This window comes from Streptomyces sirii, from assembly GCF_045690365.1.
Classification (GTDB): Bacteria; Actinomycetota; Actinomycetes; order Streptomycetales; family Streptomycetaceae; genus Streptomyces; species Streptomyces sirii.
This window is the reverse complement of record NZ_CP147982.1, coordinates 2,486,521-2,500,426: the sequence shown is the minus strand read 5'-3', so window position 1 is coordinate 2,500,426 and position 13,906 is coordinate 2,486,521. Positions and strand designations below refer to the sequence as shown.

Below are 13,906 nucleotides of genomic sequence, written 5' to 3'. Positions count from 1 at the left end.
CGCATCCATGTCCGTGCCCCCTGCCGGCACCGCCCTCGCAGGCGGCACCAACGGCCCCCGCGCACTGCGCCCCCTCCTCGACACGGTCCTCGACGCCCTCACGACCGGCGCCGAGGACCGCGCCGGCCCCCTCCCGGCCGGCGGCCCCGACGCCGTCGCCCGCGCCGTACACGACGCCTGCCACCCCCTGCTCCCCGAACACGGCACCGGACCGCACGCCGCCCTGCGCACCCTCGTCCACACCCTCGCCGCCGGCGCCGCCGACCCCGCCGACCCCCACTGCGCCGCCCATCTGCACTGCCCGCCACTGGCCCTGGCCACCGCGGCGGACCTCGCCGCAGGCGCCCTCAACCCCTCCATGGACTCCTGGGACCAGGCCCCCGCAGCCTCCGCCCTCGAAGCCCTCACCAGCCGCGCCCTCGCCCGGCTCGTCTACCCCCGGGCCACCGCCCCCGACGCCCTGATCACCACCGGCGGCACCGAATCCAACCAACTCGGCATCCTCCTCGCACGGGAGACCGCCGCCGGCAACGCCCCCCTCCAGATCGTCTGCGGCGCCAACGCCCACCACTCCATCCACCGCTCCGCCTGGCTCCTCGGCCTCCCGCAACCCCTCACCCTCCCCACCCCCGACGGCACCCTCGCCCCCGACACCGTCCACACCTGCCTGGCCAACCTCGCCGGCCACACCGGCCCCGTCCTCCTCACCGCCACCGCGGGCACCACCGACTCCGGCGCCATCGACCCCCTCCCCGCCCTCGCCGACCTCGCCGAACACCACGGCGCCCGCCTCCACATCGACGCCGCCTACGGCGGACCCCTCCTCTTCAGCGACACCCACCACACCGCTCTCGAAGGCCTCACCCGCGCCCACACCGTCGCCCTCGACCTGCACAAACTCGGCTGGCAACCCGTCGCGGCCGGCCTGCTGGCCGTCCCCGACCCCGCCACCCTCGCGCCCCTCACCCACCAGGCCGACTACCTCAACGCCGACGACGACACCGAAGCCGGCCTCCCCGACCTCCTCAGCCGCTCACTGCGCACCACCCGCCGGCCCGACATCCTCAAGATCGCCGTCACCCTCAAAGCCCTCGGCCGCCACGGCCTCGGCGCACTCGTCGACCGCACCCTCGCCGCCGCCCAGGACCTCGCCGACCTCATCGAGGCCCACCCCCACTACGAACTCCACTCCCGCCCCACCCTCAGCACCGTCCTCTTCCGCCCCACCCACGCCGACGACACCACCCTCGCCACCATCCGCCGCACGCTCCTCACCGACGGACAAGCCGTCCTGGGCCGCGCCACCACCCCCACCGGCCTCTGGCTCAAGGCCACCCTCCTCAACCCCCACACCCAAACCGGAGACCTCACCACCCTCCTCAAACTCGTGGAAGGCCACATCCCCCGATGAGCACCGCTCCCGAAAGCCCCATCACCACCCACACCGCGAGCCCCGACGAACCCCTCGACCTCGCCGGCATCGGCATCGGCCCCTTCAACCTCTCGCTCGCCGCCCTCGCCCACCCCCTCACCCAACTGCGCACCGCCTTCTACGACCAGCGTCCCGCCTTCCGCTGGCACCCCGGCCTCCTCATCGACGGCGCCACCCTCCAAGTCCCCTTCCTCGCCGACCTCGTCACCCTCGCCGACCCCGCCAGCCCCTGGAGCTTCCTCAACTACCTCAAGACCCGCGAACGCCTCTTCCCCTTCTACTTCGCCGAGCGCTTCCACATCCACCGCGCCGAATACGACGCCTACTGCCGCTGGGTCAGCGAAAACCTCCCCAGCCTCCACTTCGGCCACCAGATCGACGCCGTGCGCTGGAACCCCGAACACGAGGCCTTCGAGATCGACTTCACCCAACTCGGCACCGAAGGCGAAGCCGAGGCCCTCGGCCGCACCTACGCCCGCAACCTCGTCCTCGGCATCGGCACCACCCCCCACATCCCCGTCCCGCTCCGCCCCCTCGCCGACGCCCCCGCCGTCCCCGTCATCCACTCCGCCGACTACCTCGACCACCGCGAGCAGCTGCTCGCCGCCGACCACATCACCGTCATCGGCGCCGGCCAGTCAGGCGCCGAGATCTTCCTCGACCAGCTCCGCGCCCGCCCCACCGGCCGCGAAGGCATCCACTGGCTCGCCCGCACCCCGGCCTTCGCCCCCATGGAATACAGCAAACTCGGCCTCGAACACTTCACCCCCGACTACACCCGCTACTTCCACGCCCTCCCCGAACGCGTCCGCGACGACCTCGTCCCCCGCCAATGGCAGCTCCACAAGGGCATCGACCACGACACCCTCGCCGCCATCCACGACGAGCTCTACCGCCGCACCCTCGACGGTGGATGGCCCGACGCCACCCTCACCCCCGGCGTCTCCGTACGCACCGCCGGCCGCGTCGGCACCACCAAGGTCGAACTCCACCTCGACCACACCCAGCAAGGCACCCGCTCCCGCCTCACCACCGACGCCGTCGTCCTCGCCACCGGCTACCGCGAACGCCGCATGGACACCCTTCTCGCCGCCCTCGACCCCTACGTACGCCGCGACGCCGCCGAACGCCCCCGCATCGACGCCGATCACCGCCTGGTCCTCGACCCCGGCGTCACCGGCTCCCTCTACGTCCAGAACGCCGAAACCCACACACACGGCGTCGGTGCCCCCGACCTCGGCCTCGCCGCCTGGCGCAGCGCCACCATCCTCAACTCCCTCACCCAGACCACCCCCTACCCCCTCCCCACCCGCACCGCCTTCACCACCTTCGGCCTTCCCCAGCCCACCGCTGGCCGCGCCGGTGCCGTCCCACGCCAGGGATCCACCCTCGTCCCACGCCACTGACCCACGGCGGCGATGCCTCCCCGGCACCGCCGCCGCCCCTCAGAGGCAGCGATTGTCATGCTCCTGACTGGGCTGGCGTGTCCCATGGCACCCGTGCCCACCCGGCCGCCGTACCCCCACCGGCCCAAACTCCCACCCCACCCCTCCGCGATATGCAACCCTTCGCCCACCCGTACCCCAAGGAGCCCCGATGACCGACCCGAGCCACGACGCCCCCATCGAAGACACCCCCATCGACACCACCCCCGCCACCCCCACCGCCCTGCCCTACGGCACCCCCGACACCCCCCGCCTCGCCGTACGCGGCGAAGCCCGCCTCGAAGTCGACCCCGAGATCGCCCGCATCACCGTCACCGTCAGTGCCCGCGGCACGGACCGCGCCACCGCCCTCACCGACCTCACCCGCCGCAACGAACAAGCCCTCACCCTCATCAAGAGCTACGGCGACGCCATCGAAAAACTGGAAACCGGCGCCTTCAGCCTCACCCCCCAACTCACCGAAAAGGGTCGCCACGAACGCATCCGCGCCTACCACGGACGCGTCACCCACACCGCCACCCTCAACGACTTCACCACCCTCGGCGAACTCACCACCCGCCTCGCCGACCTCGACCTCACCCGCGTCGACGGCCCCTGGTGGGCCCTGCGGCACGACTCACCCGCCCACCGCGACGCCCGCACCCAAGCCGTACGCGAAGCCGTCCAGCGCGCCCGCGAATACGCCGAGGCCCTCGGCGCCCACCTCGACGCCATCGTCGAACTCGCCGACCTCGGCGCCGAGAACACCGCCCCCGTCGCCGCCCCCGCCATGCGCTCCTTCGCCGGCTACGGCGGCGCCCCCGTCCAGGAATCCGCCCCCGCCCTCGATCTCGAACCCCAGCGCCAGACCGTCTACGCCAATGTCAACGCGCGCTTTACGATGACCCGCCCCGCCCTATGACCACACTGCGAGACGCCACCGCGCGAGGGCGGAAATCCGCTCATCGGAGCGCCATCGCGCGCATTCCATTACTTGTCAACAGCCTTTCACCAAGCGCTCGTTGAGCAGTCACTTCTTTACAGTTCCCTACCGCCCGGTAAGTCATAGAGTCGAAACATGCGCCGAGCAAAGATCGTCTGCACACTGGGACCCGCCACCGACTCGTACGAGCAGATCAAAGCCCTCGTCGAGGCCGGAATGGACATCGCCCGCTTCAACCTCAGCCACGGCACCTACGCCGACCACGAGGCGCGATTCGACCGGGTCCGCAAAGCGTCCGAAGAAACCCGCCGCAGCGTCGGCATCCTCGCCGACCTTCAAGGTCCGAAGATTCGCCTGGGTCGATTCCGAGAAGGCCCCGTACTTCTCGAACGCGACGACGAGTTCACGATCACCGTCGAACCGTCCACCGAAGGCGACCGCCACATCTGCGGCACCACCTACCCCGGCCTCGCCGACGACGTCACCACCGGCGAACGCATCCTCGTCGACGACGGCAAGGTGACCCTGGAGGTCACGGGAGTCACCGGCCCCCGCGTCCACACCAAGGTCATCGAAGGCGGCATGGTCTCCGACCACAAGGGCCTCAACCTCCCCGGCGTCGCCGTCTCCGTCCCCGCCCTCTCCGAAAAGGACCAGGACGACCTCCGCTGGGCCCTGCGCTACGGCGCCGACATCATCGCCCTCTCCTTCGTCCGCAGCGGCCGCGACATCGAAGACGTCCACCGCATCATGCGCGAGGAAGAGCGCTTCCTCCCCGTCATCGCCAAGGTCGAAAAGCCCCAGGCCGTCGACAACATCGACGACATCGTCGCCGCCTTCGACGGCATCATGGTCGCCCGCGGCGACCTCGGCGTCGAAATGCCCCTCGAAACCGTGCCGATCGTCCAAAAGCGGGCCATCAAACTCGCCAAGCGCAACGCCAAGCCGGTCATCGTCGCCACCCAGATGCTCGACTCGATGATCGACAACTCCCGCCCCACCCGCGCCGAAGCCTCCGACGTCGCCAACGCCGTCATCGACGGTACCGACGCCGTCATGCTCTCCGGTGAAACCAGCGTCGGTAAGTACCCCACCGAAACGGTCAAGACGATGAGCCGCATCGTCGAGGCCGCCGAGGAAGACCTCCTCGCCAAGGGCCTCCCGCCGCTCACCGAGGCCAACAAGCCCCGCACCCAGGGCGGCGCCGTCGCCCGCGCCGCCGCCGACATGGGCGACTTCCTCGGCGCCAAGTTCCTCGTCGCCTTCACCCAGTCCGGCGACACCGTCCGCCGCCTCTCCCGCTACCGCTCGCCGATCCCCCTCCTGGCCTTCACCCCCGACCCGGCCACCCGCTCCCAGCTCAACGTCAGCTGGGGCGTGGAGACGTTCCTCGGCCCGACCGTCGACTCCACCGACGAGATGGTCGCCCAGGTCGACGAGCAGCTGCTGAAGCTCGGCCGCTGCCAGAAGGGCGACATCGTCATCATCACCGCCGGCTCCCCGCCCGGCGTCCCCGGCTCCACCAATCTCGTCCGCGTCCACCACATCGGCGAGGACGACGCCCCGAAGTAGCCCCATCCGCACCACACTTGAACCCGCTGGGCCGAGGAACTGACTGCCGTCCCCGTCAGTACTTCGGCCCGATGTGTTGGTCCATGAGGGCGACGGAGGCGCGCCGGGCGACGGAGATGTTCTCCGCCTTACGGGATTGCCGCGCGGTCTTCCATTCGACGCCGACCCTGTCGAGGGCGTCCGTGTAGAGCCGCAGGATGTCGGCGGACATGTTCGTGAAGAAGTACCGGGGGTACTCGTAGCGCTTGCGCTCGCCACCGACCACGCGCGTCGTCCAGTTCGTGATCCGGCAGCCGTCGGAGTGGATGAGCCCGCGGAGGAACTCCCAGGGGTGCTCGTCCACGATCTGCTGCTGCCAGGCTTCGAGGACGATCGGCCGTTCGTGCTTCTTGCCGGGGCCGTGCTGCGGGAAGAGGCAGGGCCAGTGGTGGCTGTAGCTCGTCACCATGACGCAGCCCTGGCGCTGGACGACGCACACGCTGTTCATCGGGCGGACCGCCTTCACCGCCTCGCGGCACGCCCCGATCAGGCCGGGCCAGGCATCCGCGCACGCGATGCGCAGCACATACCCGCGCCCGCGCGGCTGTCTGCTGATACAGCCGTCACCGAGATAGAGGCCGAGCAGGTATGCATAGGCCATGGCCGCCTCGGGCGGTCGTGGTACACCCTCGCAGCGCGGACACTCCGTCGCGCGCGAAACCGGCTCTATGCGGATCTGCCAGGAGCGGATCGCGTACCGGGATATTCCGGTTTGCTTGCTTACGGAATTGAGGCTGCGGCCTTGGGCGACGAGGGCCAGGGTGTGCTCGCGCGTCTTGCGATCGTACATACATGCGAGCTTGGGGTGGTGGCGGTCATTCCGCGCCTGTTCGGGCTGGCGTTCGCCCCATCGAGCGAACTTTCCCGAATTTCAGGTGACCTTGGAATTGAAGGAGAAGTGCCCCGGGTCGGACTCGAACCGACACTGTATGGGTTTTGAATCCATTGCCTGCTGCCAATTGGGCTACCGGGGCCAGCGGAATCCAAGGGTAACGCCCACCTGCTGTGGGACTACCTTACAGGAGCTAGGTAGGCTCATGGGGCACCGCCTGCCTGAACGAGGAGTCCCGTGAGCCCCGCCGAGCCCGAGCAGCCCGTCGCCGATGACGATCAGTCGCATGTCCCGCCGCTGACCACGCGCGTCGTGATCGCCGAGGACGAGGCCCTCATCCGTCTCGATCTCAAAGAGATGCTGGAGGAGGAGGGCTACACCGTCGTCGGCGAGGCCGGGGACGGGCAGACCGCCGTGGACCTGGCCCGGGAGCACCGCCCCGACCTGGTGATCCTGGACGTGAAGATGCCGGTTCTGGACGGTATCTCGGCGGCCGAGAAGATCGCCGAGGAGAGCATCGCGCCGGTGCTGATGCTGACCGCGTTCTCGCAGCGCGAGCTGGTGGAGCGGGCGCGGGACGCGGGGGCGATGGCGTATCTGGTGAAGCCGTTCTCCAAGAGCGATGTCGTGCCGGCGATCGAGATGGCGGTGAGCCGGTTCACCGAGCTGAAGACGCTGGAGAAGGAGGTCGCCGACCTCACGCAGCGGCTGGAGACGCGCAAGCTGGTGGACCGGGCGAAGAGCATTCTGCAGACGCAGTACGGGCTGACGGAGCCGGCTGCCTTCCGGTGGATCCAGAAGACGTCGATGGACCGCCGGCTGTCGATGCAGCAGGTCGCCGAGGCGGTCATCGAGGACGCCGAGGAGAAGAAGAAGCAGAAGAAGGACCAGTAGTCGCGCGTTGTGCGCGGGCGGCCCCGTACCGGTGGATACCGGTACGGGGCCGCTTGTTTGGGGGGTGGGGTGGTCAGTCCTCGCCCAGGTACGCCTTGCGGACGGATTCGTCGTGCAGGAGCGATTCGCCGGTGCCGGAGAGGGAGATCCGGCCGATTTCCATGACGTGGGCGTGGTCGGCGAGGGAGAGGGCGGCCTGGGCGTTCTGTTCCACCAGGAGGATGGTGGTGCCCTCGGAGCGGAGTTCGCGGATGGTCTCCATGATTTTCTGCATCATGATCGGCGAGAGGCCCATGGAGGGTTCGTCGAGCATGAGGAGTTTGGGGCGGGACATCAGGGCCCGTCCCATGGCGAGCATCTGCTGTTCGCCGCCGGAGAGGGTTCCGGAGGCTTGTTTGCGGCGTTCTCCGAGGATGGGGAAGAGCTCGTAGATCCGCTGGATGTCGGATTCGATGCCGTTGGCGTCCTTGCGGAGGAAGGCGCCGAGCTGGAGGTTCTCGGCGATGGTGAGGCGGGGGAAGAGCCGGCGGCCTTCGGGGGAGTGGGCGAGGCCGCGTTCGACGATCTTGTGGGCGGGCACGCCGTTGAGGGGTTCCCCGTCGAAGGTGATCTTTCCGGCGAGCGGCTTGAGCAGGCCGGAGAGGGTGCGCAGGGTGGTGGTCTTTCCGGCGCCGTTGGTGCCGATGAGGGTGACGGCCTGACCCGCTTCGACGGAGAACGAGATGCCCTTGACGGCTTCGATCTTGCCGTAGGCGACGCGGAGGTCCTCGACCTCGAGAAGTGCGGTCATGGGGTGTCTCCGGTCTGTTCCTCGGCCGGCTGGTGGGCCGGCTCCGCGGTGTCGCTGGTGGTGTCCGGTGCCACGGGCTCTCCGAGGTATGCGGCGATGACGCGTTCGTCCGCCTGGACGACGTCGGCGGTGCCTTCGATGAGTTTCTGGCCTTGGACGAGCACGGCGACGCGGTCGCAGAGGTTGAAGATGAACCGCATGTCGTGCTCGATGACGAGTACGGCGGTGCCCTGGTCGCGGATGGCGAAGACGAGTTCCTGGGTGGCGCGGGTCTCTTGGGGGTTCATGCCCGCGGTGGGTTCGTCGAGCAGGAGGAGTCCGGGCTCGCTGGCGAGGGCGCGGGCGATTTCGAGCTTGCGCTGTTCGCCGTAGGGGAGGTTGCGGGCGAGGTGGTCGCGTTTGTGGGCGAGCCCGGTGAATTCCAGGAGTTCCATGGCGCGTTCTTCGCTGCCGAGTTCGGCCTTTTTGAAGCCGGGGCCTCTGAGCAGCGCCGACCAGAGGCCTTCCTTCGTGCGCGTATGACGGCCCACGAGGACGTTCTCCAGGACGGTCATGTTGGCGAAGAGGCGGATGTTCTGGAAGGTGCGGGCGATGCCGGCCTGGGTGACGAGGTGGGGCTTGCGGGAGAGGCGGGTGCCTCGGTAACTGACCGTGCCCTCGGTGGGGGTGTAGAGGCCGGTGAGGCAGTTGAAGAAGGTGGTCTTGCCGGCGCCGTTGGGGCCGATGAGACCGACGATCTCGCCGCTGTTGACGGTGAGGTCGACGCCTCGTACGGCGGTGAGTCCGCCGAAGCGCATGGTGACACCGGAGGCTTCGAGCATGGTGTCGGTGGCGGTGATGGTGGATGGGGTCATGGTGTCGTCACGCCTTTGCCTTGGTGACGCCGATCGTCGCGTCCGCGTCGGGCAGGCGCTGGTCGGGCACGTCGAGCTGGCCGGTCTCGTGGAATTCGAGCTGCTTCCTGCGGTCGGCGATGAGGCCTTCGGGGCGGAAGCGCATCAGCAGCACGAGGGCGATGCCGAAGAGGAGCAGCTGGTAGTCCTGGAGGAAGTCGAGCTTGGCCGGGATGAGGAAGAGCAGGGCGGCGCCGACGAGGGGTCCGCTGAGGGTTCCCATGCCGCCGAGGATGACGGCGGCGAGGAGGAAGGCGGAGTTGGGCGGTTGGGGCCCGGCGAACTGGAACTGCTCGGGCGTGGCCGTCGTCACCACGTGTGCGTGGACGGTGCCGGCGAGTCCGGCGAGGGCGGCGCCGAGGGCGAAGGCCATGAGGCGGAGCCGGAAGCTGTTGATGCCCATGGCGATGGCGGCCGTTTCGTCTTCGCGGATGGCGATCCAGGCGCGGCCGATGCGGGAGGCTGCGGCGCGTCGGAAGACCATGACGACGAAGGCGGTCACGAGGATCATCAGCAGGTAGTAGTTGCCGTAGGTGGCGACGGGGATGCCGAGGATGTCGTGGGGTTCGCCGAAGTTGAAGCCGAAGATCTCCAGGTTGGGGATGTTCGGGATGCCCATGGCGCCGTTGGTGACGTCGGGGCCGGTGGTGCCGTTGAGGTTGAGCATGGCGATGCGGAAGATCTCACCGAAGCCGAGGGTGACGATGGCGAGGTAGTCGCCGCGTAGCCGGAGAGTCGGGGCGCCGATGAGGACGCCGAAGACGAGGGAGGCGGCGGCGCCGGTGAGGAGGGCCGCCCAGAAGGGGAACTGGATGCCCAGGGCGGATTCGGCGGAGCCGGAGACGAGCGCTGCGGCGTAGGCGCCGACGCCGAGGAAGGCGACGTATCCGAGGTCGAGGAGGCCGGCGAGGCCGACGACGACGTTGAGACCCAGGGCGACGGTGGCGAAGATCAGGATGTTGGCCCCGATGATCGTGTACTGGTCGGTGTCCTGGGTGAAGGGGAAGCTGGCGGCGGCGATGAAGGCGGCGCACAGGGCCGGGCCGCGGTGTGCGTGGGTGAGTTCGGTGAGTCGCTTGATCAGTCCTGCCCGGTTGAGGGCGGGGATGGCGATCACCATGAAGAGGAGGTATCCGACGAAGGGTGCGCCGTCGTCGGTGTCGATGCCGTAGGTGAAGGCGAGGAGCCCGGCGGCGAAGGCGCCGGCGATGATGAGGATTTCGGCCCAGCCGGGCAGCTCGCGGGTGCGGCGTTTGACGGGGGTGGCGGCGAGGGCCGCGGTGAAGCGCTGCCAGGCGTCCTTGGGCGGGGTGTCCGGGGCGTGGTCGGCGGGGAGGCCGAGCGCGGCGAGGAGGGTGAGCAGCGAGGTGACGCCGGCGAGGAAGCCGCCCGGTTCGAGGTTGACCAGTCCGCCGAGTTGGACGGCGATGGCGATGAGGGTGAACCAGGTGGCGGCGAAGGTGGCGAGGGCGGCGAGCAGCACGGGGGCGTTGCGGCCGCCGGGGGTGAGCCACTGCAGGCCGCGGATGCCGAGTCCGGCCGCGGCGAGGAGGAGGGTGAGGACGCCGCCGACGAGGGTGAGGAGCTGGAGTCCGGCGGGGGATCCGTAGTAGGTGAGTTCGCCGGGGAAGTCGTTGCTCCAGGTCCAGGCGAGGCCGGTGGAGACGGCGGTGGCGAGGGCGGCCGCCGCGGTGGCGATGCGGGCGGGGCGCTCGGGAAGCGGGAGGACGCCCGGGGTGCCGGGGGCGGTCGTCTTGGTGATCTCTGTGGTCATCGCTATCACGCCCGATCCGCGACGCGTTCGCCCAGGAGGCCTTGTGGTCTCAGGAGGAGTACGAGGATGAGGAGGACGAAGGCCCAGACGTCCTTCCAGGCTCCGCCGCCGAATTGCTGCATGCCGGGGATCTCTTCGATGTAGGCGGTGGCGAGGGCTTCGGCGATGCCGAGGACGACGCCGCCGAGCATGGCTCCGTAGATGTTGCCGATGCCGCCGAGGACGGCCGCGGTGAAGGCCTTGAGGCCCATGATGAAGCCCATGCGGAACTGGACCTCGCCGGTGCGCAGCCCGTAGGCGACGGCGGCGACGCCGGCGAAGGCGGCGCCGATGGCGAAGGCGAGGACGATGATCCGGTCGGTGTTGATGCCCATGAGCTTGGCGGTGTCGGGGTCCTGGGCGGTGGCCTGCATGGCGCGGCCGCTGCGGGTCTTGGCGACGAAGAAGCCGAGGGCGATCATGCAGGCGGGGGCGGCGATGAGGACGAAGAGGTCGCCGCGCTGGACGGTTGCGCCCAGGATCTCGAAGGAGTGGCCCTTGAACTGGGGGAAGACCCGGGCTTTGTTTCCGCCGGGGTACCACTTCCAGATGGCTTGCTGGAGGGCGATGGAGAGGCCGATGGCGGTGATGAGCGGGGCGAGGCGGGGTGCGCCGCGTAGGGGGCGGTAGGCGAAGCGTTCGGCGGCGACGCCGACGAGGACGGATACCGCGATGCCACCGATGAGCATGATCGGCAGGGCGAGAACGAGTGACATGCCGGTGGGGAGGGCGAGGTAGACGCTGAGTGCGCCGAAGCCGCCGACCATGAAGATCTCGCCGTGGGCGAAGTTGATGAGCTGGACAATTCCGTAGACCATCGTGTAGCCGATCGCGATGAGTCCGTACATCGCGCCGAGGATGAGTCCGTTGGCCAGCTGTTGCGGCAGTTCATTCACCGCAGGGCCTCCGTTGCGTGGGTGAGGGATCCAGCGCGGCTGTCAGTGGGGGATCCAGGATCGCTGGGGGTTACGAGGTTCCGGGGGTGCCGGTGTGCCGGTGTGCCACGGGCCGCGCCAGGGTCGTTCTGGGTGTCCTGGCGCGGCCCGGATGTCTCGGCGTTGAGGGGTCTCGTCGGTGGGTCGGCTCTTACTTCTTGAAGGGCGCGCTGTAGCGGGAGGCCCACTTGCCCTTGTCGACCTGGTAGGCGGTGATCATGGTGTTGGTGGTGTCGCCGTACTTGTCGAAGGCGACGGGGCCGGTGACGCCGTCGAAGCTGACCTTGTTCATGGCTTCGGAGACCTGCTTGCGGGCGTCGTCGGGGAGCTTGCCGTCGTTGCCGTCGACGACGGCCTTGACGGCCTGGATGAGGGCCCAGGTGGCGTCGTAGGTGGAGCCGCCGTAGGCCTCGTAGGCCTCCTTGAAGCCGGCCGCCTTGTAGTCGGCGATGAACTTCTTGGCGGAGGGGAGTTCTTCGACGGGCTTGCCGACGGAGGAGGCGTAGTCGCCCTGCGCCTTCTTGTTGAGCTTGATGTAGTCGGCGCTGTACATGCCGTCGCCGCCCATGAGGGGGACGGTGACGCCGCCGTCCTTGAGCTGCTGGCTGAGGGGGCCGGAGGCGGGGTATTCGCCGCCGTAGAAGACCAGGTCGGGCTTGGCGGACTTGACCTTGGAGACGACGGCCTTGAAGTCGCGGTCTTCGGGGCTGACGTGCTCGGTTCCGACGATCTTGCCGCCGAGCTTGGTGAACTGGTCCTTGAAGGAGGAGGCCAGGCCGACGCCGTAGGTCTTCTGGTCGTCGATGATGTAGGCCTTCTTGACCTTCATCTTCTCGAAGGCGTACTGACCGTCGAAGGCGCCCTGCACCTCGTCGGTGGTGGCGGTGCGGAAGTACGTGGGGAACTGGCGGACGCGCTTGTCCTTGCGCCAGTCGGGGCCCTGGGTGAGGTCGGGCGTGGTGTTCGCCGGGGATATCAGGGTGAGGTTGTTCTGCTTGGAGACCTGCTGCATGGACTGGGCGACGCCGGAATTGAGCGGGCCGACGATGCCGAGGACGTCCTCGTCGCCGGCGAGCTTGGTGGTGTTCTGCTGACCGACGTTGGGCAGGGCCTTGTCGTCGAGGGCTTCGAGCTTGAAGGTGACGCCCTTGACCTCGCCGGCCTTGTTGGCGTTGTCGATGGCGAGCTGGGCGGAGTTGCGGATGCCCAGGCCGAGCGCGGAGAGCTCGCCCGTGGTGGGGGCGTCGAGGCCGATGACGACGGTCGTCTTGGAGCCGTCGCCGCTCTTGTTGTCGCCGCGGGAGCCGCACGCGGAGAGCGTGAGGGCGCCTGCGGTGACTGCGGTGGTGAGGATGAGCAAGGAACGGTGACGCACGATCAGTCCTTTCCCTGGCGCGGCCATGGCTGTCGCGTGGCCGTTTCGCCACCGGGCTGTAAGTGGTACAGGGATGTCCGTCCTCACAGTGAGCCCGGTGGCGCGGTGACTGGCGGTGACTCTAGAGCGGTGTTCGTCGGCTCGGCAGAGGCGCTGACCAGGATGTGACGCTCTTGTTATGACCGGCTACGAGCGTTTCGGTCTCATGCTCCTTACAGCCGGGGGCGGACGCGGCGCGGAGGATGAACTTGCACTTCCGTGGGTGAATCTGAACTGGGGTGTCGGTATTGCGTCCGGGTATCGGACGCGGTGGGCGCGGCGGGGGCGCGGTCGGCCGGTCGCCCGGTGCGCGGGTTGAGGTGGGATTGCATGCATGTTACTCAGCGTTACGGATACGCGAACGGCCCCGCTCCCAAGGTGGGGCGGGGCCGTGGTGGACGGTGGCGCTGTGCCGTCCGTTTTTGGTCAGCCGCGGTAGGTGTCGGTGTCGACGTCGCGCAGCATGCAGGTCAGGCGGGCGGTGCAGACCCGCTTGTCGTGCTCGTCGGTGATCACGATCTCGTAGGTGGCGGTGGAGCGGCCGCGGTGTACGGGGGTGGCGACGCCGGTGACCAGTCCGGAGCGGACTCCGCGGTGGTGGGTGCAGTTGAGGTCGACGCCGACGGCGGCCTTGGTGGGGCCGCCGTGCAGCATCGAGCCGACCGAGCCGAGGGTCTCGGCCAGGACGGCGGAGGCGCCGCCGTGCAGCAGGCCGTAGGGCTGGGTGTTGCCCTCGACGGGCATGGTGCCCACGACGCGCTCCGGCGCCGCCTCGGTGACCTGCACGCTCATCCGCTCGCCGAGGTGTCCGGCGGAGAAGAGGGCGGGCAGGTCGATGCCGAGGCCCGCCCACTGGTCGAGGATCTGCTGCGGAAACTTCGTGGTGTTCTGCTCGCCCATGCTTACGGCTCCGTTCGCTCGCCCG

The 13,906-nt window shown here is 69.0% G+C and carries 12 protein-coding genes and 1 tRNA gene; 5 read left to right on the top strand and 8 right to left on the bottom strand.

What is annotated here, in order from left to right:
- Positions 1-7 precede the first annotated feature (7 nt).
- From WAB15_RS11345 to pyk, 4 genes are all read left to right on the top strand, one after another.
- On the top strand, positions 8-1,411 hold the full coding sequence (locus WAB15_RS11345) for a pyridoxal phosphate-dependent decarboxylase family protein (RefSeq protein WP_407286138.1): 1,404 nt from the start codon (positions 8-10) through the stop codon (positions 1,409-1,411).
- Positions 1,408-2,838 (top strand): lysine N(6)-hydroxylase/L-ornithine N(5)-oxygenase family protein, encoded by a 1,431-nt coding sequence (locus WAB15_RS11340; RefSeq protein ID WP_407286137.1) that lies wholly within the window; start codon positions 1,408-1,410, stop codon positions 2,836-2,838. Before WAB15_RS11345 ends, WAB15_RS11340 begins: the two co-directional genes overlap by 4 nt.
- Positions 2,839-3,028: 190 nt before the next feature.
- Complete coding sequence (locus WAB15_RS11335; RefSeq protein WP_407286136.1) at positions 3,029-3,778, top strand: SIMPL domain-containing protein; 750 nt, start codon at positions 3,029-3,031, stop codon at positions 3,776-3,778.
- A gap of 156 nt (positions 3,779-3,934) precedes the next feature.
- Positions 3,935-5,371, top strand: coding sequence for a pyruvate kinase (gene pyk, locus WAB15_RS11330; RefSeq protein ID WP_399147639.1), 1,437 nt, complete (start codon positions 3,935-3,937; stop codon positions 5,369-5,371).
- Positions 5,372-5,426: 55 nt separating this feature from the next.
- Here pyk and WAB15_RS11325 read toward each other — a convergent pair whose 3' ends face one another.
- Both WAB15_RS11325 and WAB15_RS11320 read right to left on the bottom strand, forming a co-directional pair.
- Entirely contained in the window at positions 5,427-6,200 is a 774-nt protein-coding gene (locus WAB15_RS11325) for a transcriptional regulator (protein ID WP_407286135.1), read from the bottom strand.
- Between the two features lie 109 nt (positions 6,201-6,309).
- Positions 6,310-6,384 (bottom strand) — tRNA-Leu (locus WAB15_RS11320).
- A gap of 95 nt (positions 6,385-6,479) precedes the next feature.
- Between WAB15_RS11320 and WAB15_RS11315 the strand changes: the two genes are divergently transcribed.
- Entirely contained in the window at positions 6,480-7,136 is a 657-nt protein-coding gene (locus WAB15_RS11315) for an ANTAR domain-containing response regulator (RefSeq protein ID WP_399147641.1), read from the top strand.
- A gap of 73 nt (positions 7,137-7,209) precedes the next feature.
- On the opposite strand, the gene WAB15_RS11310 is transcribed toward WAB15_RS11315, so the two are convergent.
- The 6 genes from WAB15_RS11310 to WAB15_RS11285 all read right to left on the bottom strand — a co-directional run bounded on the left by WAB15_RS11310 (position 7,210) and on the right by WAB15_RS11285 (position 13,881).
- Positions 7,210-7,926, bottom strand: coding sequence for an ABC transporter ATP-binding protein (locus tag WAB15_RS11310; protein WP_399147642.1), 717 nt, complete (start codon positions 7,924-7,926; stop codon positions 7,210-7,212).
- The gene (locus WAB15_RS11305) at positions 7,923-8,780 is read right to left on the bottom strand and encodes an ABC transporter ATP-binding protein (RefSeq protein WP_407286134.1); all 858 of its coding nucleotides are present in this window, start codon (positions 8,778-8,780) and stop codon (positions 7,923-7,925) included. Before WAB15_RS11305 ends, WAB15_RS11310 begins: the two co-directional genes overlap by 4 nt.
- 7 nt (positions 8,781-8,787) lie before the next feature.
- Positions 8,788-10,593: a branched-chain amino acid ABC transporter permease gene (locus WAB15_RS11300; protein ID WP_407286133.1), complete on the bottom strand. Its 1,806-nt coding sequence runs from the start codon at positions 10,591-10,593 to the stop codon at positions 8,788-8,790.
- 5 nt (positions 10,594-10,598) lie between these two features.
- Entirely contained in the window at positions 10,599-11,528 is a 930-nt protein-coding gene (locus tag WAB15_RS11295) for a branched-chain amino acid ABC transporter permease (protein WP_399147645.1), read from the bottom strand.
- A 190-nt stretch (positions 11,529-11,718) separates the two neighbouring features.
- Entirely contained in the window at positions 11,719-12,927 is a 1,209-nt protein-coding gene (locus tag WAB15_RS11290; protein ID WP_399147721.1) for a branched-chain amino acid ABC transporter substrate-binding protein, read from the bottom strand.
- Positions 12,928-13,407: 480 nt separating this feature from the next.
- On the bottom strand, positions 13,408-13,881 hold the full coding sequence (locus WAB15_RS11285; protein WP_393492070.1) for a PaaI family thioesterase: 474 nt from the start codon (positions 13,879-13,881) through the stop codon (positions 13,408-13,410).
- Positions 13,882-13,906 lie beyond the last annotated feature (25 nt).